20 protein-coding genes and 2 pseudogenes are annotated in these 17362 nt (G+C 40.7%); 15 read left to right on the forward strand and 7 right to left on the reverse strand.

What is annotated here, in order from left to right; all coding sequences use genetic code 11:
- The first annotated feature begins 12 nt into the window (after positions 1-12).
- The 3 genes and pseudogenes from qoxB (at position 13) to qoxD (ending at position 2894) form a co-directional block, all read left to right on the forward strand.
- Positions 13-1964, forward strand: a pseudogene (gene qoxB / locus MUN89_RS08715) (cytochrome aa3 quinol oxidase subunit I).
- Positions 1965-1967: 3 nt separating this feature from the next.
- Positions 1968-2582: a cytochrome aa3 quinol oxidase subunit III gene (gene qoxC, locus MUN89_RS08720; RefSeq protein WP_244712949.1), complete on the forward strand. Its 615-nt coding sequence runs from the start codon at positions 1968-1970 to the stop codon at positions 2580-2582.
- Positions 2583-2894 (forward strand): cytochrome aa3 quinol oxidase subunit IV, encoded by a 312-nt coding sequence (qoxD, locus tag MUN89_RS08725; protein WP_244712950.1) that lies wholly within the window; start codon positions 2583-2585, stop codon positions 2892-2894. It begins immediately after the preceding gene.
- Positions 2895-3042: 148 nt separating this feature from the next.
- Here qoxD and MUN89_RS08730 read toward each other — a convergent pair whose 3' ends face one another.
- The gene (locus MUN89_RS08730; protein WP_244712951.1) at positions 3043-3378 is read right to left on the reverse strand and encodes a spore morphogenesis/germination protein YwcE; all 336 of its coding nucleotides are present in this window, start codon (positions 3376-3378) and stop codon (positions 3043-3045) included.
- A 347-nt stretch (positions 3379-3725) separates the two neighbouring features.
- On the opposite strand from MUN89_RS08730, the gene MUN89_RS08735 reads away from it, so the two are divergent.
- The 3 genes from MUN89_RS08735 to MUN89_RS08745 all read left to right on the forward strand — a co-directional run bounded on the left by MUN89_RS08735 (position 3726) and on the right by MUN89_RS08745 (position 7237).
- Positions 3726-4664, forward strand: a complete 939-nt coding sequence (locus MUN89_RS08735; RefSeq protein WP_244712952.1) for an alpha/beta hydrolase — start codon at positions 3726-3728, stop codon at positions 4662-4664.
- Positions 4665-4842: 178 nt separating this feature from the next.
- Positions 4843-6537: a dihydroxy-acid dehydratase gene (gene ilvD, locus MUN89_RS08740; RefSeq protein WP_244712953.1), complete on the forward strand. Its 1695-nt coding sequence runs from the start codon at positions 4843-4845 to the stop codon at positions 6535-6537.
- Between the two features lie 121 nt (positions 6538-6658).
- Positions 6659-7237 (forward strand): histidine phosphatase family protein, encoded by a 579-nt coding sequence (locus MUN89_RS08745; protein ID WP_244712954.1) that lies wholly within the window; start codon positions 6659-6661, stop codon positions 7235-7237.
- Between the two features lie 37 nt (positions 7238-7274).
- Here the strand turns inward: MUN89_RS08745 and MUN89_RS08750 are convergent, their stop codons facing one another.
- From MUN89_RS08750 to MUN89_RS08765, 4 genes and pseudogenes are all read right to left on the reverse strand, one after another.
- Entirely contained in the window at positions 7275-7691 is a 417-nt protein-coding gene (locus MUN89_RS08750) for a VOC family protein (protein ID WP_244712955.1), read from the reverse strand.
- 168 nt (positions 7692-7859) lie between these two features.
- Positions 7860-8042, reverse strand: a pseudogene (locus tag MUN89_RS08755) (transposase); the annotation flags it as partial.
- Positions 8021-8164, reverse strand: a complete 144-nt coding sequence (locus tag MUN89_RS08760) for a hypothetical protein (RefSeq protein WP_244712957.1) — start codon at positions 8162-8164, stop codon at positions 8021-8023. The gene MUN89_RS08760 and the pseudogene MUN89_RS08755, both read right to left, overlap by 22 nt.
- Positions 8165-8288: 124 nt before the next feature.
- Positions 8289-8837: a flavodoxin family protein gene (locus MUN89_RS08765; RefSeq protein ID WP_244713658.1), complete on the reverse strand. Its 549-nt coding sequence runs from the start codon at positions 8835-8837 to the stop codon at positions 8289-8291.
- 118 nt (positions 8838-8955) lie between these two features.
- Between MUN89_RS08765 and MUN89_RS08770 the strand changes: the two genes are divergently transcribed.
- From MUN89_RS08770 to hpaB, 6 genes are all read left to right on the forward strand, one after another.
- A complete protein-coding gene (locus MUN89_RS08770; protein WP_244712959.1) occupies positions 8956-9852 on the forward strand; it encodes a LysR family transcriptional regulator in 897 nt (298 codons plus the stop codon).
- A gap of 121 nt (positions 9853-9973) precedes the next feature.
- On the forward strand, positions 9974-10906 hold the full coding sequence (locus MUN89_RS08775) for an aldo/keto reductase (RefSeq protein ID WP_244712961.1): 933 nt from the start codon (positions 9974-9976) through the stop codon (positions 10904-10906).
- 285 nt (positions 10907-11191) lie between these two features.
- Positions 11192-11317, forward strand: coding sequence for a YhfH family protein (locus tag MUN89_RS08780; protein WP_244712963.1), 126 nt, complete (start codon positions 11192-11194; stop codon positions 11315-11317).
- 69 nt (positions 11318-11386) lie between these two features.
- Positions 11387-12982, forward strand: coding sequence for a malate synthase A (gene aceB, locus MUN89_RS08785; RefSeq protein WP_244712965.1), 1596 nt, complete (start codon positions 11387-11389; stop codon positions 12980-12982).
- A gap of 12 nt (positions 12983-12994) precedes the next feature.
- Positions 12995-14290, forward strand: a complete 1296-nt coding sequence (aceA, locus tag MUN89_RS08790) for an isocitrate lyase (RefSeq protein WP_244712967.1) — start codon at positions 12995-12997, stop codon at positions 14288-14290.
- A 191-nt stretch (positions 14291-14481) separates the two neighbouring features.
- Complete coding sequence (gene hpaB / locus MUN89_RS08795) at positions 14482-15912, forward strand: 4-hydroxyphenylacetate 3-monooxygenase, oxygenase component (protein ID WP_244712969.1); 1431 nt, start codon at positions 14482-14484, stop codon at positions 15910-15912.
- A gap of 13 nt (positions 15913-15925) precedes the next feature.
- Here hpaB and MUN89_RS21820 read toward each other — a convergent pair whose 3' ends face one another.
- Positions 15926-16060 carry a hypothetical protein gene (locus tag MUN89_RS21820; RefSeq protein ID WP_256464022.1) on the reverse strand — a complete coding sequence of 45 codons (135 nt, stop codon included), beginning with the start codon at positions 16058-16060 and terminating at the stop codon, positions 15926-15928.
- Positions 16061-16114: 54 nt separating this feature from the next.
- Positions 16115-16360, reverse strand: coding sequence for a DUF3949 domain-containing protein (locus MUN89_RS08800; RefSeq protein ID WP_244712971.1), 246 nt, complete (start codon positions 16358-16360; stop codon positions 16115-16117).
- 121 nt (positions 16361-16481) lie between these two features.
- On the opposite strand from MUN89_RS08800, the gene MUN89_RS08805 reads away from it, so the two are divergent.
- From MUN89_RS08805 to MUN89_RS08815, 3 genes are all read left to right on the forward strand, one after another.
- A complete protein-coding gene (locus MUN89_RS08805) occupies positions 16482-16718 on the forward strand; it encodes a YozQ family protein (RefSeq protein WP_244712973.1) in 237 nt (78 codons plus the stop codon).
- Entirely contained in the window at positions 16702-16956 is a 255-nt protein-coding gene (locus tag MUN89_RS08810; RefSeq protein WP_244712975.1) for an alpha/beta-type small acid-soluble spore protein, read from the forward strand. The genes MUN89_RS08805 and MUN89_RS08810 overlap by 17 nt, the downstream gene beginning before the upstream one ends.
- 108 nt (positions 16957-17064) lie before the next feature.
- The gene (locus MUN89_RS08815) at positions 17065-17304 is read left to right on the forward strand and encodes a hypothetical protein (RefSeq protein ID WP_244712977.1); all 240 of its coding nucleotides are present in this window, start codon (positions 17065-17067) and stop codon (positions 17302-17304) included.
- Positions 17305-17362 lie beyond the last annotated feature (58 nt).

Consider the following 17362-nt stretch of genomic DNA (forward strand, 5'->3'; position numbering starts at 1 on the left):
GAGGGACACAACATGAAACTGGAAGATTTTTTTGTAACAGGTGATCCATTAATTTACGGTGCCGATGTCTCCATTATTTTAACAATGGTCGGTATTGTATTTGTGCTCACCTATTTTAAAAAGTGGAAATGGCTGTGGGATGAATGGATCACTACAGTAGATCATAAAAAACTTGGCGTTATGTATATTTTATCGGCTGTTCTCATGCTTTTCCGAGGCGGTGTTGATGCATTGCTGATGAGGGCACAGCTTACAGTCCCGGAGTCCAGTTTTTTAGATTCACAACACTATAATGAAATTTTTACTACTCATGGTACGATTATGATTTTATTTATGGCAATGCCATTCTTAATTGGATTATTTAACGTCGTTGTTCCATTGCAGATTGGGGCAAGAGACGTCGCTTATCCGTTTTTGAATTCCGTCAGCTTCTGGACCTTCTTTATGGGGGCTATGCTTTTTAATATTTCCTTTGTAATCGGGGGTCTCCTGATGCAGGCTGGACATCTTATACGCCGCTTGCAGGAAATGAATTAAGTCCCGGACCAGGCCAGAACTTCTACTTATTAGGCTTGCAGATTGCCGGGATCGGAACTTTGTTGACCGGGATTAACTTCCTTGTAACCATATTGAAGATGCGTGCTCCAGGAATGACATTAATGAGACTTCCTATGTTTACCTGGTCCGTTGCTATTACATGTATACTCATCATCTTTGCTTTCCCTGTGTTAACCGTAGCGTTAGCGATGATGACCATTGACCGTTTGTTTGGAGCCCACTTCTTTACATTAGCGGATGGCGGGATGCCAATGCTCTGGGCGAACATGTTCTGGATTTGGGGACACCCTGAAGTTTATATCGTTATTCTTCCAGCATTCGGAATCTTTTCTGAGATCATTAGTGCATTCTCCAGAAAAATGCTGTTCGGATATAAGGCAATGGTTTACTCCATGGTCATTATTGCTGGACTCAGCTTTGTCGTGTGGGTACACCACTTCTTTACGATGGGGAACAGCTCAGCTGTAAACTCCTTCTTCTCCATAACGACAATGGCGATTGCAATCCCCACAGGGGTTAAAATCTTTAACTGGCTGTTTACTATGCACAAAGGGAAAATCAAAATTACGATGCCGATGCTTTGGTCGCTTGCTTTTATCCCGAACTTTGTTATCGGCGGAGTTACCGGTGTTATGCTGGCGATGGCTGCAGCCGATTATCAGTACCACAACACGTATTTCCTAGTTTCCCACTTCCACTATGTGTTAGTCTCAGGAACAGTGTTTGGCTGCTTTGCAGGTCTATACTTCTGGTATCCGAAAGTCTTCGGTTACAAATTAAATGAAAAAATCGGCCGCTGGAGTTTTTGGCTGTTTGTCATTGGATTTAACGTCTGTTTCTTCCCGATGTATTTCCTAGGATTTGCAGGCATGCCGCGTCGTATCAGCACTTATCCTTGGGATACAGGCTGGTTCCCGCTTAATGCAGTCGCTTCATTTGGGGGCTTGCTGATGGGAATCGGATTTATTGTGCTGCTTTATAACATTTACTACAGTGCACGCTACGAAAAAGCTGTGACTACTGGAGACCCTTGGAATGGGCGTACGCTTGAATGGTACACAGAAGCACCGGTACCATTCTACAACTTTGCTAAGATTCCAGAAATAACGGATCGTGATGAATTCTGGAAGATGAAGCAAGAAGGCCGAGCAGAATTTGATGTCGATAAAGAAGAAATAGAGCCGATTCACATGCCTAGTAACTCCGGTGTACCTTTCATTATGGGGACATTCTTCTTCATCGCCGGATTTGGGCTTGTCTTTGAGTGGATGTGGATGGGAATCGTCGGTTTAATCGGAATATTAGCCTGCATGATTATCCGTTCCTTTGACAAAGATGAGGGTTACCATGTCAGCGTTGAGAAAATTAAGGAAATCGAGCATAGGCTCAAAGGAAAGGAGGCGTAACGAATGGGTGGACACGCAACTCACATTGACCCTAATAAACCATTAGAATATCAATCAGAAACCGGCCGTTTAAATATTTTAGGTTTCTGGATCTTCTTAGGAGCAGAAATCGCCCTGTTCGGTACGCTTTTCGCAGCCTATTTTGTCCTGACCGGACGAATTGCTGACGGGCCACCTCCGGAAGAGCTGTTTGAATTAAAAGGAGTACTCATAGAAACCTTCCTGCTCCTTACAAGTAGTTTTACTTGTGGAATTGCTATTCATGAAATGAGGCGCAGAAGTGTTCCTGGACTAATGATCTGGTTTATCCTAACATTATTGTTAGGGTACGGATTCGTCTTTTTTGAAATAAGGGAGTTTATTGCTTATGTACACGAAGGGGCTTCACTTCAGACCAGTGGATATTGGACCAGCTTCTTCACTTTATTAGGTACTCACGGTCTGCACGTGACCATGGGAACATTTTGGATGATCTCTATTCTTATTCAAATTGCAGTACGAGGATTGTCACCGGCTACGGCTAAGAAAGCATTTGTTGTTTCTTTGTATTGGCACTTTCTTGACGTTGTTTGGATCTTTATCTTTACGACAGTCTATTTAATGGGGATGGTGATGTAAATGTCAGGTCAAAGTAATAACCATTTTCCATGGAATCACGTACTTGGTTTTGCCCTATCCATTTTTCTTACTGTATTAGCAGTGTGGATTGCCCTTTACACAAGTCTTTCTGTTACTGCAGTGATCTGGATTATTGTAGGATTGGCAGTGCTACAAGCTCTCGTTCAGCTCTTTATGTTTATGCACGTCCGTGAAGGAGAAGGACGCATTCAGACAACCACGATGTACTACAGTGCAGGTATTGGGATTATTATTGTATTTGGCACGATTTGGGTTATCCAGTCGATTATGTCAGGTTCCATGCCAATGTAATATTCAATCAGACTATAGCTGAGGCTGCCGCATACAACGCGGCAGCCTCATTTATTGGGTGGGAAAGCTCTTTAGTTGTTGTATAAGAGGAGAGATGAAAAATTCCCGCAAAAAAAACAGCTGCTTCCAAGCAGCTGTTTTTGTTCTATTATTGAGGTTCTTTCTTAGCTTTTGACTTATCTCCATCCATTTCTAATACTCTGGAGAGCATATTAGGTGCAGCACTGATTCTTTTACGGATCTTAACATCTTTGTAAAGAACGAGGTACATAGCATAATGAGCTAAGATTATATTGGCTGCAAATAATGTTAAGAGTGCCCTATAAGCAAAGGCTCCGACTTCTAATGCCCCGAACTCAATTACAAAATAAGCCCACATTGCTACGATAAAAGGCATTTGGACAATAGCAAGTTTGCGATGGTCCATCCATAGAAACAGCGGAGTCATACTCGCCAGTAATACATACACCAAAATAACATCCATCTGAACTCACTCCTCTTAAGCAGAATATGTTAACGCTTTCACTGCTTTGGAAAATTTTTTAAACGAATTGTGAATAATTTGTGAACGTTTCTTGAGATTATTATAACAATTTACTGAAAATTTAAAAAGAGTTTTTTGTCTATTTTTTCTTTATTTTTATGATACTCTTCGACAGGCGTACTATACGTATTTTAAGAGCAGCCTGATATTTTTTCATCTTGACCTATATATCTCACTATACCCAATATGTGGGAGGTAAAAACATACGGAGCAAACGGGTTAGGATTTGTACAGGAAAGGGAAGAGATGAATATATTATATTCCAGTAGATATGGAGGAGTTCCTGAATGCCGGTCAACCCGTTAATTCAATTAATGCTGCATAAGATGAAAGAGAATCCCATGCCTCCCTTAAGCGAAGTCACACCAGAAGAATACCGGGAAAGAGAAAGGAAAATCATGAGTGTGCCACAGCCTGAAGAAAAAGTGCAAGCTGTGGATGATTGCCAGCTGGAACTTGATGGCAGAGCTATTCAGATTAGAGTTTATACTCCTTTAGGAGGAAACAAACCATACCCTTGCCTTGTGTATTACCATGGCGGCGGCTGGGTGCTGGGAAGTCTGGATACCCATGACATTGTTTGCAAATTTTTCGCGAGTGAATGTAATTGCAAAGTCATTTCTGTTGATTATCGATTAGCACCTGAAAATAAATTTCCTGCTGCAGTTAGAGATGCCTATGAATCCTTTGAAAAAATCTATGAGGACGCCGAACATTACGGAATAAGAAGGGATTCCATGGCGGTAGGCGGTGATAGTGCAGGAGGAAACCTTGCCGCTGTAACAGCCATCTGGGCGAAAGAAAATTCAGGTCCTCCCATTCGTCATCAATTGCTCATTTATCCATCGACCGGATTTAAAGAGGAATCGGATTCTCTCATCGAAAATGCTCAAGGATTCCTGTTGACTACAGAAATGATGCATTGGTTTAGAGAGCATTATTTTTATGATACTGAAGATTTGAATCATCCGCACGCTTCACCGATTTTTTACGAAGATAAAACCGGTCTGCCTCCAGCAACCATACTGACCGCTCAGTATGATCCACTGCGCGACGCGGGAAAGGCATATGCAGATGAATTGAGAGAAGCAGGGGTAAAGGTGAATTATCAGAATTTTGAAGGGCTGATTCATGGATTTGCCAACTTTATCGGTCTCGTACCAGAAGCGAAAAGGGCATTGTCACAGGCGGCTGTTTTCTTAAACCACTCTTTTCAAGAAGGCTGAAGCAAAAAAATGACCAGGAAAATATTAATGTAAGCGTTTTATTATAAAGAAAGTTCCTTATTTTCTGAATACTTATTGCGAAGCGCTGCACAAATTAGTATCATCATTGTAAGCCTGTATTAAATTCGATATTTTTCGATAATAGACGCAAGGATATGGACAGAAAGGATGAAGATTGATGGAATCCAAAAAAGATCTCAGGATTCGCAGTAAAGTAATTAGTGAAGGGGTAAATCGAGTTCCGAACAGATCTATGCTCAGAGCTGTCGGATTTACGGATGAAGATTTTAAAAAGCCGATGATCGGCGTGGCTAGCACGTGGAGTGAAGTTACTCCATGTAATGTACATATCGATCGTTTGGCACGGGAAGCGAAAAACGGAGCAAAGAACAATGGCGGCTCTCCGCTCATTTTTAATACCATTACAGTCTCTGACGGAATTGCAATGGGCCATGAAGGGATGTTCTATTCCTTACCCAGCCGGGAAATCATCGCGGATTCTATTGAGACCGTTACGAACGCCGAGCGCTTAGATGGAGTTGTCGCAATTGGCGGTTGTGATAAAACGACACCAGGCTGTCTGATAGCCTTGGGGCGTATGAACATTCCATCCGTTTATATATACGGAGGTACCATTCAGCCCGGGAAGTTGAATGGAAAGGATATCGATATTGTCTCCTCATTTGAAGCAGTAGGTCAGTATCAGGCTGGAAATATTAACGATGAAGAACTCCACCAAGTCGAGTGCCACGCTTGTCCTGGAGCAGGTGCCTGTGGAGGGATGTACACAGCCAATACGATGGCTTCTGCAGTGGAAGCACTTGGAATGAGTATTCCCGGCTCTTCTTCCACACCGGCGGTGAATGATTACAAAGAACAGGAGTGCCGCCAAGCTGGAGAAATGGTGGTAGAACTATTAGAAAAAGGAATTTATCCGCGCGACATTATGACTAAGAAAGCTTTTGAAAACGCAATTACAGTCGTTATGGCTCTAGGCGGGTCCACAAATGCTTTTCTGCACCTTACAGCAATGGCACATTCAGCAGGAGTGGATGTAACTCTTGAAGATTTTGAAGTAATACGTCAGCGCGTTCCATATATTGCAGATATGAAACCAAGCGGTAAATATGTCATGCAGGACTTGTACGAGGCTGGTGGTGTGCCAGCTGTGATGAAATTGTTATTAGAGCATGATTTGCTTCATGGAGACTGTTTGACGGTAACAGGGAAAACAGTGGCTGAAAACCTTGCCGATGCTCCATCTTTAAAAGAGGGCCAAAAAGTGATTCATCCCATTGATGATCCTATTAAGCCTATTGGCTCGTTAGTGCTTCTAAAAGGAAACCTTGCTCCTGAAGGGGCTGTCGCCAAAATGTCCGGACAAAAAATTTCAAGTTTTGAAGGGCCTGCACGTGTTTATGATAGTGAGGCAGAAGCTGCCGAGGCGATCGAAGCCAACGAAATTAAAGAAGGAGATGTCCTCGTCATAAGAAATGTCGGCCCGAAAGGCGGCCCAGGAATGCCGGAGATGCTTTCGATTACAGCGATGATCGTAGGGAAAGGGCTGAACGGAAAAGTAGCTCTGCTTACAGATGGCCGTTTTTCCGGGGGGTCCCATGGGTTTGTAATTGGACATATTGCTCCTGAAGCTTTTGTCGGCGGCCCGATTGGCTTACTCCAAAATGGAGACATGGTTAAAATTGATAGTAATACGCAGCAAATCAACTTTGATGTTTCTGAAGAGGAGATTGAGAACCGCAAGCAGAAGTGGCAGCAGCCGGAACCTAAATTTAAATCAGGAATATTGGCTAAATATGCAAGACTTGTTTCTTCTTCCGCAAAAGGAGCCGTTACCGACTTAGAGTTGGATTAGAAGATATATGGAGCTTCCTCTTTTTTAGAGGAAGCTCTTTATTTATCTCTAAGTTAGTAAAGCTCGTTTGCTCAAAAGCTATAATAAATGGGAGAGAAAATTAATAACGGGAGGGAATACTATGACTACCATTGGGTTTATAAGACACGGAAGTACTTTTTGGAATAAAATTGGAAGAGCTCAAGGATCGATGAATATTCCATTAGATGATGAGGGGAAAGATCACGCTTGTTTACTTGCAAATAGGCTTAAAGGTGAGAAATGGGAATATCTGATTTCCAGTGATTTATTAAGAGCCGTCCAAACAGCTGAAATTATCGCTGAACTTAACCCTCACCTTTCTTTAATACAGGACAAGCGCCTAAGGGAAATTGATGGGGGAAAGATCGAAGGTACGACAGAAGAAGAGAGAGTACAACGGTGGGGAAAGGATTGGAGAACATTGGATCTGGGGAGGGAAGATACAAGTTCAGTAGTGGAGAGGGGGATGGATTGCATCAATGATTGGATTGAAAAATACCCGGGGAAGAATGTATTGTTCGTTACACATGGAGGTATGATTAAACAACTTTTAACAGCTATGGGGGTTGACTCCATAGGTAAGTCGCCTTTAATGAATACTTCGATAACGTGTGTCTCCAGGAAAAATGATAAATACGTTTGTGAATTATATAATTGCACGATGCACCTGTCTAATTAAAAAAACTGCCGGGTCCACCCCCGGCAGACTGTCAAGTTTAAGACGATTGTTTCGTGTAATTTAAGTCCCAAATCACTCCAAAAGGGTCTTTTACTTTTGCGTAGATGGCTCCCCAGAAGGTATCTTGAAGCTCCATAACAGCGCTGCCTTCTTCTGTAAAACGGTCATAAAGCTCTTGAATTTCTTCTTGACTGTCAAGTTCCAGAGCAAGAGAGATTTGATTGCCGGGACTAACCTGCTGCCCGGGAAATGAATCAGAAACCATCAATAATAATCCTTCATACTTCAACCGGGCGTGCATAATATGGTCCGAAGCTTCCTCGGGTGTCTCAAAATCAGCTTCTCCAAAAGTTTGGAGCCCTTGAATTTCTCCATGAAATACATTTCTGTAATATTCAAGTGCTTGTCTTGCTTGACCGCTGAAAGTCAGATAAGGGGTTGCCTGGTGCTTCATTCTACCACTCCTTTAAGTTTAATCATCTATATTCTAAACTAGTCTGCCAATAAAAACAAGAACAAATGTTCTTATTAGCTTGTAGATAAGCCCCATGGATTTTTTTATAAGCTGTTTTTTTATGCCCCCACTGAAGGACAGAAATTTACGAAAAAGACTCTCCTCCAACTAGCTGGACTTCGCTAGTTGGAGGAGAGTCTTTTTCATGTTTTGACAGGCAGCGGTCAATAACGCCTGTTCCCGAACATTTTCCTGTCTGCGCAAATGGCAATAGCGCAGCCCATGCCGTTCTTTTGTATCTGCGAAGCAGCGCTCCACTTTCTCTTTTCTCATTCTATAAATCCATTCTCCCGATATAAATAATCACTCTTCGGATCGGTCTCATTCCCTTTCACTTCTTTGGTTTCTGGCACAAGTTCATCAATCGTTACGATTTCCAATTCATTTTGCCGTTCTTTTCTGGAATGAAACAAAACAGTCACCGCCTTAAACAAGTGTTACTGATAGTGTAACAAATTAACGCGGTAAAAATTGAAAGCAAATAAAAACTGCCGAGAAACGTTTTCGACAGTTTGACAAGAACGTTTGTACTTGTTTTTATTTATTATTCATGGATGCTGTGAAGTTATGGTTCCATTCTTCTGCTTTTAGTAATGCTTTTGAATCTAAAAGAATTTCTCCAGGTTTAACGGCTTCGCCAATGATATAATCTTCAAACTTCATGTGAACGAAATCAAAAATGTAGCTGAACTGCTGGATTAATGGAAGTCCTGTAATCTTTGGATTCGTACCTCCGGTAAGCACTACATACGCTGTTTTTTTACTCAGCTCTTCTTTCATATGATAGCGGCTGTCCCGTAAATATTGGGACCACCTGTCAATAAAGACTTTCATTTGTCCTGACATTCCAAACCAGTAAATCGGAGTAGCGAAAATAAGGATATCATGAGAAAGAACCTCTTGAAGAATCTTCTCATAATCATCATGGACGGGAGTAAATCCTTCTATGCTGTGCCTTTTATCTGAAATGGGTTGGATAGTATGATGAGATAAGGTTATGGAAGTATAGTCTATCCCTTGCATGATTTGTTTCACCAGGGCTTCTGTATTTCCTTCTTCGCGTGAACTTCCAAGCAATGTAAGAATTTTCATGTCATTTCTCCTTTTCAATCTGTGAATGAAGATAAGTATATCATTGTTTATGATATCGGAGTTATTTATAATTATTAATAATTAGTATCAAAATTTTTGATGGAGGGAATACATGGATCTATCCTATCTTTATACGTTCAAGGAAGTTGTAAAATGGGGGAGTTATACACGAACTGGTATTGAATTAGGATATGCTCAGTCGAGCGTTACCACGCAGATTAGGAAGCTTGAAGAATATTATCAAGTGAGGTTGTTTGAAAGATCCGGTCAGAAAATGGAGCTGACGCAAGCTGGAGAACACCTCTATTATTATGTACATCAAGTTACTCAGTTGATGGATGAAGCGAGAGTAAGAATAACACGTGGTGTGCAGGCAAGAGGTACTTTAAGGATTGGAACAGTAGAATCACTGGCTGCTTATTTTATCACTCCTCATGTAAAAAAACTAAAAAACGACCACCCGGATTTAAGGATTCAGCTGGAATCAGGCATTTGCCCAAATTTGAAAAAAGGGGTGCTGAACGGGGAACGGGATTTGGTGGTGATGCTTGATGAGATCAATGAACATCCTGCACTACAGGCTATTCCGCTTAAAAAAGAAGAAATGCTCATGGTAGTACACCCCAATCATCGTTTTGCAAAAGAGCGCTATATTGATATGGAACATCTGCAAGAAGAAACTTTGATTTTAACAGAGAAGGGTTGTTCCTATCGCGTGATGTTTGAAAGGATGTTGAAAAATTATGGAGTTGAGTCTAAATCCGTGCTCACTTTTACAAGTCTGGAAGCGATAAAACAATGTGTCATCGATGAATTAGGAGTAGCGGTACTTCCGGAGATGGCAGTTAGAAAAGAAATAGACAGGGGGCAGCTCATACCAGTTCGATTCGAAAAAGAACACATGAGCTTGATGATCCAAATCCTGTATTTAAAGAAAAAGTGGCTTTCGCCCGCGATAAAGCAATTTATCGAATTCTTAAGCGAAGAGAATTTACGAAGTTCCCAATAATAAATACTGATTCTTATCAAAAAAATTGATTCTTTACTTCTCGTATCCAGCTTTAGTGAAAGGTTTTTACGATACGTCCTAGTGGTAATACAATAGGTAAATGCAATAAGGGGAGGAAATCATGATGACTAGGACTACACTTGGAAAATCTGAAATCCCGGTGAACCCAATTGGCTTAGGAACAAATGCTGTGGGAGGACATAACATCTATCCTAACCTTGATGAAGAGGCAGGAAAGCAGGTGGTACGAACTGCGTTGGAAAACGGAATGAACCTGTTGGATACCGCATATATATACGGACCTGAACGCTCAGAGGAACTAGTAGGACAGGTAGTAAAAGAATATGGAAATCGTGAAGATGTGGTAATTGCAACGAAAGGCGCACACCGGTTTGTGGGGGAAGATGTAGTATTTAACAACGCTCCATCTTTTTTAAAAGAGTGTGTTGAGCAAAGCCTGCAAAGACTTCAAACTGATTACATCGATTTATTTTACATCCATTTTCCAGATAACGAAACTCCGAAAGATGAAGCGGTAGGCGCGTTAAAACAACTGAAAGATGAAGGGAAAATAAGGTCTATAGGAGTTTCTAACTTTTCTATTGACCAGTTAAAAGAAGCTAATAAAGATGGGTTTGTGGATGTGCTTCAATCCGAGTACAATCTGTTCAAGAGGCAGGCGGAAGAGGAGTTGCTGCCATATACAGCAGAGCACCAAATTTCCTTCGTTCCTTACTTTCCTTTAGCCTCTGGATTGCTGTCTGGTAAATATAATGAAAATTCCTCGTTTGATGATATAAGAGCAAACAGCCCTTTGTTCCAAGGAGAAGCATTCAAAAAGAATTTAGAAAAGGTAGAACAACTCAGAGACATTTCAAATTCCCAGGGAGTGGATATTCCACATGTGGTGCTTGCCTGGTATTTAAATCAGCCATCGATTGACGCTGTGATTCCTGGTGCGAAAAGGAGAGAGCAAGTGGTCGACAATTTAAAAACGCTGGAAGTCGAGTTATCTAAAGATGAATTTAAACAAATTCACGAAATCTTTTCTTAAAATGAAGATGTGAAAAATAGTATGGATGCCGTAACACTTGAAAAAAGTGATACGGCATCTTTTTTTTGGACCTGTACTAAATTGTTTAATAACTTCCTGCAAAAGCAGGCTGTGCAATGAAATGAAAATCTGATGTGGACTGTGAAGTTAAAGGGATCTTACTGTGATCAGTAAAAAAATAAAATAAAATTTCAAAAAAGATGTTGCATTTTAGTTCTTCACCTCGTAGACTGTGTTATAACAGTTAAACAAAAACATAACTGTTATAACAAAGGAGGGGAATCTATGAAAACAAAAGAAAAGGAACAGAAGGTGGCTGTGCCATGTCCTCAATGTGGCAGCGAAATGGAAGTCATGAAGTATTCCTATATAATGGAATGTGATCACTGCCTATCCAAAAGGCAGGAATAATTTTTTGATTTAACTGTTATATAATAGTTTGGTTTATTTTGTTTTATTATAATACAGGGTGGTGAAAAGATGGAAACCCAACAACGTCATAGTTTGAAGGTCGAGGGGGAGGTGCTTCCCCAACACGAAGAGATATTGACGAAAGAAGCTTTGGACTTTTTAGGGAAGCTTCATTATCAATTTGAGCAAAGAAGAAGAGAGCTGTTATATAAAAGGGAAGACATTCAAAAAGAGATAGCTTCAGGGAAAAGACCGAATTTTCTAAAGGAAACTGAACAGATTCGAAAAGACAATTGGACGATTGCGGATCTCCCGGAAGATCTTCTGGATAGGCGGGTAGAAATCACTGGTCCAGTTGATCGGAAGATGGTTATTAATGGATTAAATTCTGGAGCTAAAGTATTTATGGCAGATTTTGAAGATGCCAACTCGCCTACTTGGAAAAATACGATTCAAGGACAACTGAATCTTCGAGATGCGGTAAACAAAACGATTTCTTTTACAAATGAAAAGGGCAGAGAGTACCGCTTGAATGATGAGCAAGCCGTTCTCATAGTGAGACCAAGAGGGTGGCATTTGGAAGAAAAGCATATCACTTATCGAGGAAGTCCTGTGTCTGCCAGTCTCATAGACTTTGGTCTTTACTTTTTTCACAATGCGGAGCAATTAATAAAAAACGGTACCGGTCCTTATTTTTACCTGCCGAAGATTGAAAATCATCAGGAAGCGAAGCTGTGGAATGACATATTCATTTACGCACAGGATTATCTTGGGATCCGTCGCGGTACAATTAAAGCCACTGTTTTGTTGGAAACTATTCTAGCAGCATTTGAAATGGATGAAATCCTTTATGAATTAAAAGAACACTCTGCCGGCTTGAATTGTGGGCGATGGGATTATATATTCAGCTATTTAAAGAAATTTCGTCATGATCCTGCAATGATTTTGCCGGATCGTTCTCAAGTCACCATGGTTGTTCCATTTATGAGAGCTTATTCATTACTGACTATTCAAACCTGTCATAAACGGAATGCCCCGGCAATCGGCGGGATGGCAGCGCAAATCCCTCGAAACGACGATCCAAAGAAAAATGAAGAGGCATTTAACAAAGTAAAAGCAGACAAGGAAAGAGAAGTTACCGATGGACATGACGGAACTTGGGTAGCTCATCCAGGCATGGTATCTACTGCAATGGAAGTCTTTAATAAAGAGATGACTGCTCCCAACCAAATTCATATTAAACGGGAGGACGTTCAAGTAAGCGAAGAAGATTTACTTGAAATTCCTGACGGGGAAATCACGGAACAAGGATTGAGGACAAATATTAATGTAGGCATCCGCTACTTAGCTTCATGGTTAAGTGGGAAAGGAGCGGCACCTATTTATCATTTAATGGAGGACGCAGCAACTGCTGAAATATCAAGAGCCCAAATCTGGCATTGGATCCGCCATCCAGGAGGAAAGCTTGAGGACGGCCGCAAAATAACTATTCATCTCGTTGAGAAGCTTAGAAGGGAAGAAATGGAGAAGATAAAACGCGAATTAGGAGAAGAAACTTTTGAGAGAGGAAATTATAAATTAGCTTCACAATTATTTGATGACTTTGTTCAAGAAGACACATTTTCTGAATTTCTAACTTTAAAAGCTTACGAACATCTTAATTAAGGGGGAAGGACGTTGAATAGAAACCGAATAGAGAAACTGCGTAATGAATGGAGCGAAAACAGCAGGTGGCAAGACGTGACACGTCCGTATGAGGCAGAAGATGTTATTCGTTTAAGAGGATCGCTTGACATCGAATATACACTGGCAGAAAGAGGAGCCAACAAGCTTTGGAAGCTGTTAAATGAAGAAGATTATATCCATGCATTAGGTGCATTAACAGGAAACCAGGCGATACAGCAGGTGAAAGCAGGTTTGAAAGCCATTTATTTGAGTGGCTGGCAGGTGGCTGCAGATGCTAATCTATCTGGACATATGTATCCCGATCAAAGCCTATATCCGTCGAACAGTGTTCCACAGGTTGTCAAAAAAATCAATCAAGCTTTGCAAAGAGCAGATCAAATTCATCATGTTGAAGATACAGATGAAATCGATTGGTTCGCTCCCATTGTAGCAGATGCTGAGGCAGGATTTGGAGGACAGCTTAACGTATTTGAACTGATGAAATCTATGATTGAAGCTGGAGCTTCTGCCGTGCATTTTGAGGACCAGTTATCCTCGGAGAAAAAGTGCGGGCATTTAGGCGGTAAAGTACTGCTTCCAACGTATACAGCTGTGCGTAATTTAATTTCTGCAAGACTTGCCGCTGATGTTATGGGAGTTCCTACTTTAATTATTGGAAGAACGGATGCGAACGCTGCAAATTTAATTACGAGTGATTTTGATTCGTCAGATTCAGTATTTCTTACAGGCGAACGCACGGCGGAAGGATTTTACAAAACAAAGGCAGGAATTGATCAGGCAATTGCAAGGGGATTGGCATATGCACCGTACGCAGACTTGATATGGTGTGAAACCGCAGAGCCAAACTTAGAAGAAGCGGAGAAGTTTGCGGAGGCAATTCATCAACAATATCCAAATAAACTGCTCGCTTATAATTGCTCCCCTTCATTCAACTGGAAGAAAAAATTAAGTAATGAACAAATCACTTCTTTTCAACAAGAGCTTGCAAAAATGGGATACAAATTCCAATTTGTCACGTTAGCGGGATTTCACTCTTTAAACCATGGCATGTTTGAACTTGCCAGACAATACAAAAAACGTGGGATGGAGGCGTATTCTGAGCTTCAACAGGCAGAATTCGCTAATGAAGCATTCGGCTATACAGCCACTAGACACCAGCGAGAAGTTGGCACAGGTTACTTTGATGAGGTAGCACAGGTTGTTTCCGGCGGTGCTTCTTCTACTACTGCACTTAAGGGATCTACGGAAACAGCTCAATTTACTAATGACCGCATTACTCAATCATAGAAAATAACAATACTGCTGACCAGGCATGTAGAGAATAATGACGTTCTCTGCATGCTTCTTTTATATCTAAAAAATACAATAATAAAAAGGGATGTTCCATCAGGTACTGTTTAATTTGTTCACACCTTTGGGCGCAGATTAATACATTAAGATATCAGGCTCAGGAGTGAGTACAGAGCAGGAGTGATATCATGGCCGCCATTACTGGAGAGGAATATAAACGCAGAATTAATGCTCTTCACACAGACATTTGGGTCAGTGGTGAAAAAGTAGACGGGCGAATATCGGAACATCCCGCCTTTAAGGGAGTTATGAACAGCCAGGCAGAGCTTTACGATCTACAGCATTCTAATGATTTTATGACATTTGAATGCGAACTTACAAAGACAAAGATAGGAACATCTTTTTTAATTCCCAAGTGTAAAGAGGAATTAATACTACGGAGGAAGATGATCCAAAGCTGGGCAAGACATACAGGTGGGTTAATGGGTCGGAGTCCAGATTATATGAACACCGTGCTGGCGGCTTTTGCTGCTTCAACTGAAATATTAAAAGGAAAACCAAATTGTTTTCCTGACCGGCTTGAGAAGTTTTATTATGATGCGAGGGAAAAGGATCTATCATTTACGCATACGTTTGTGAATCCCCAAAATAATCGGGCGAAATATTCGTTTTTCAAAGAAGATGTAACAAATGCACGGATTGTAAAGCGGATCGAAGAAGGTATCGTAATAAAAGGAGCAAAACTGCTGGCTACCCAGGGTGGAATAACGGATGAAATTATTGTCTTTTCTGCCCCTGGTGTAACGGATAATGAGTTTGCATATGCTTTTTCCATTCCAAGCGATACACCGGGATTGAAGTTTATATGCCGGGAACCTTTTTCGAAAGAATCTTCTCATTATAATGCACCCTTGAGTTCACGCTTCGAAGAGCTTGACGCAGTCGTAGTATTCAATGATGTCCTGGTCCCTTGGGAGCGAGTATTTTTTTATGACAATATAAGAGTGGCTAATGAATTTTATGCAAAGAGCAAATTCATTCCTTTTACTTTGCATCAAATTGTTTCCAGGCAGGTAGTCAAGGCAGAACTTGTATTAGGAATCGCTCAGCTTATCGTAGATACCATTAACATAGGAGAGTATCAGCATGTTCAAGGAAAAGTAACGGAAATTATCAAGGGATTAGAATCATTAAAAGCGCTGCTTATCATATCAGAACAAGAAGCGGTTATCGATGATAAAGGCATTTGCATTCCTTCACGAGCTCCTCTTTATATTGCAGTCCATACCTTTCAAGAAATTTATCCAAGGTTTATGGAGATTCTTCAGCTTCTTGGTGCGAGTGGAATCGTTACAATTCCGACTGAAAAAGATTTCAATAGTTCGATTAAAGAAGATCTAAACCACTATCTTCAAGCTGGAGATAAAAAAGGAGAAGAAAAGGTCCGCCTTTTCAGACTCGCGTGGGATTTATGCCTGAGTTCCTTTGGCGGAAGACAAACATTGTATGAGCGTTTCTTTTTTGGAGATCCTATCCGTGTTTCCCAAAGTATTTACAATGCGTACGATAAAAGCACGTCAATCCAACAAGCAGAGCAATTCATAAAAGCTGAATCATAAGACTCAGCTTTTTTTAACGCTTATTGCTTTTTTTGGCTCTCTGCTCTAATTGGGATTTTGGCTGTTGATCAGCAACGTCTTCGGTTAAACCTTGAGGATTAACAGTCGAATGATTTTTTCTTTTGTCTGCATTGCTTTTTTTGCTCATCGGTTAAACACCTCCGATGATTAGTGTGGCTGAGAATTCAACAAACTATCCAGTCTAGGTTCTGCTTTTTCTTTTTAACAAAATCCACGCCATTATATTGGCAAGAAAGAAAAGAGGGTTCCCCTGAATATTGCCGTGTAATATCTCTTCTTGTAAAGGCATGGATCCATAATATTCATTTTGGGTTTGCCGTTTCTCTACTCGTTCTTTTTGTACAGCCTTTAAATAACGGTATTGTATCGGAACCAACAGGCAGCTAAGTAGTACATACATTCCGATTGCTCCTAGAATAATGGACATGATTAACCCTCCTTATGGTACTTTTTTATATACGTAAAGGAAGGAGGAAACGTTTCGTGCATTACGAGCGAATGTTTCTTTTCAATTTGCAGAAGCTAATGGACAAGAGGAGGAATGAAAAATGACTAAAAAAAGCAGGCAGGAGTATACAGAACAGGAATATTCCGAGGTTGATCAAGCGGGGCTTAATATTACCCGCGAACAAGTTTCAGATACGCTTGCAGAAGGTACTTTTGATGCCAAAGTGGACGAAGTCGATGGGAACGGTGCTTTAAAAACGCACCGGGGAGAATCAATTTCCCAAACTGGGTACGCGCAAAATAAGAGAAGAGGGACAGGTAATGAGCAGAAGAAATAAAATACTTGTTCCCGAAGCAAGAGAAGGACTCGACAAACTTAAAGCAGAGCTTACGAAGCAGTCTTCGCCGGAAAACGCCAAATATGAAATTGCCAACCAAAAAGGAATTCCTTTAAACGAAGGATACAATGGTCAGTTAACTTCTAAGCAGGCAGGAGAAATAGGCGGTAACATTGGTGGAAGTATGGTAAGAGAATTAATCAGGCGAGCTGAACAACAATTGAAGGACAATCAATAACAAGAAGAACCCGAACTACTTCGGGTTCTTTTTTTACTATAGTAAATCGTTGTTTTAATCTTGTAAGAAATGGGAAAGGAAATAACAGAAAGGAAAGGTGATCAATCAATGAGTACCCATCGTTTAAGTGAAGTAGAAGTTGGAAAAAATTATTCTGCTAAAGAATTAGATAGTTTTGTGTCTACAACAGATGTGGTTCTATTATCAAATAATGATTCCCATCTATTCACAGAACCTGAGAGAGAATATAAAGTGACCCAATCCTTTGATGGTTTTTTTGAACATTCATCTGAAGACGGAGAAAAATATTTCCGGGAAAAGAAAGCGATCGTTGTAGAAAAAGTATAATTATGAAAGGAGTCCTGTTTAAGGCTCCTTTTTAATTTTAAATACAACAGTTTATTCA

This window comes from Halobacillus salinarum (assembly GCF_022919095.1).
Classification (GTDB): domain Bacteria; phylum Bacillota; class Bacilli; order Bacillales; family Halobacillaceae; genus Halobacillus_B; species Halobacillus_B salinarum.

Bases quoted from the DNA above. Each gene is read 5' to 3' on its own strand.
- qoxC (WP_244712949.1), top strand. From the start codon at position 1,968: ATGGGTGGACACGCAACTCACATTGACCCTAATAAACCATTAGAATAT.
- qoxD (WP_244712950.1), top strand. From the start codon at position 2,583: ATGTCAGGTCAAAGTAATAACCATTTTCCATGGAATCACGTACTTGGT.
- MUN89_RS08730 (WP_244712951.1), bottom strand. From the start codon at position 3,378: ATGGATGTTATTTTGGTGTATGTATTACTGGCGAGTATGACTCCGCTG.
- MUN89_RS08735 (WP_244712952.1), top strand. From the start codon at position 3,726: ATGCCGGTCAACCCGTTAATTCAATTAATGCTGCATAAGATGAAAGAG.
- ilvD (WP_244712953.1), top strand. From the start codon at position 4,843: ATGGAATCCAAAAAAGATCTCAGGATTCGCAGTAAAGTAATTAGTGAA.
- MUN89_RS08745 (WP_244712954.1), top strand. From the start codon at position 6,659: ATGACTACCATTGGGTTTATAAGACACGGAAGTACTTTTTGGAATAAA.
- MUN89_RS08750 (WP_244712955.1), bottom strand. From the start codon at position 7,691: ATGAAGCACCAGGCAACCCCTTATCTGACTTTCAGCGGTCAAGCAAGA.
- MUN89_RS08770 (WP_244712959.1), top strand. From the start codon at position 8,956: ATGGATCTATCCTATCTTTATACGTTCAAGGAAGTTGTAAAATGGGGG.
- MUN89_RS08775 (WP_244712961.1), top strand. From the start codon at position 9,974: ATGATGACTAGGACTACACTTGGAAAATCTGAAATCCCGGTGAACCCA.
- MUN89_RS08780 (WP_244712963.1), top strand. From the start codon at position 11,192: ATGAAAACAAAAGAAAAGGAACAGAAGGTGGCTGTGCCATGTCCTCAA.
- aceB (WP_244712965.1), top strand. From the start codon at position 11,387: ATGGAAACCCAACAACGTCATAGTTTGAAGGTCGAGGGGGAGGTGCTT.
- hpaB (WP_244712969.1), top strand. From the start codon at position 14,482: ATGGCCGCCATTACTGGAGAGGAATATAAACGCAGAATTAATGCTCTT.
- MUN89_RS21820 (WP_256464022.1), bottom strand. From the start codon at position 16,060: ATGAGCAAAAAAAGCAATGCAGACAAAAGAAAAAATCATTCGACTGTT.
- MUN89_RS08800 (WP_244712971.1), bottom strand. From the start codon at position 16,360: ATGTCCATTATTCTAGGAGCAATCGGAATGTATGTACTACTTAGCTGC.
- MUN89_RS08805 (WP_244712973.1), top strand. From the start codon at position 16,482: ATGACTAAAAAAAGCAGGCAGGAGTATACAGAACAGGAATATTCCGAG.
- MUN89_RS08810 (WP_244712975.1), top strand. From the start codon at position 16,702: ATGAGCAGAAGAAATAAAATACTTGTTCCCGAAGCAAGAGAAGGACTC.
- MUN89_RS08815 (WP_244712977.1), top strand. From the start codon at position 17,065: ATGAGTACCCATCGTTTAAGTGAAGTAGAAGTTGGAAAAAATTATTCT.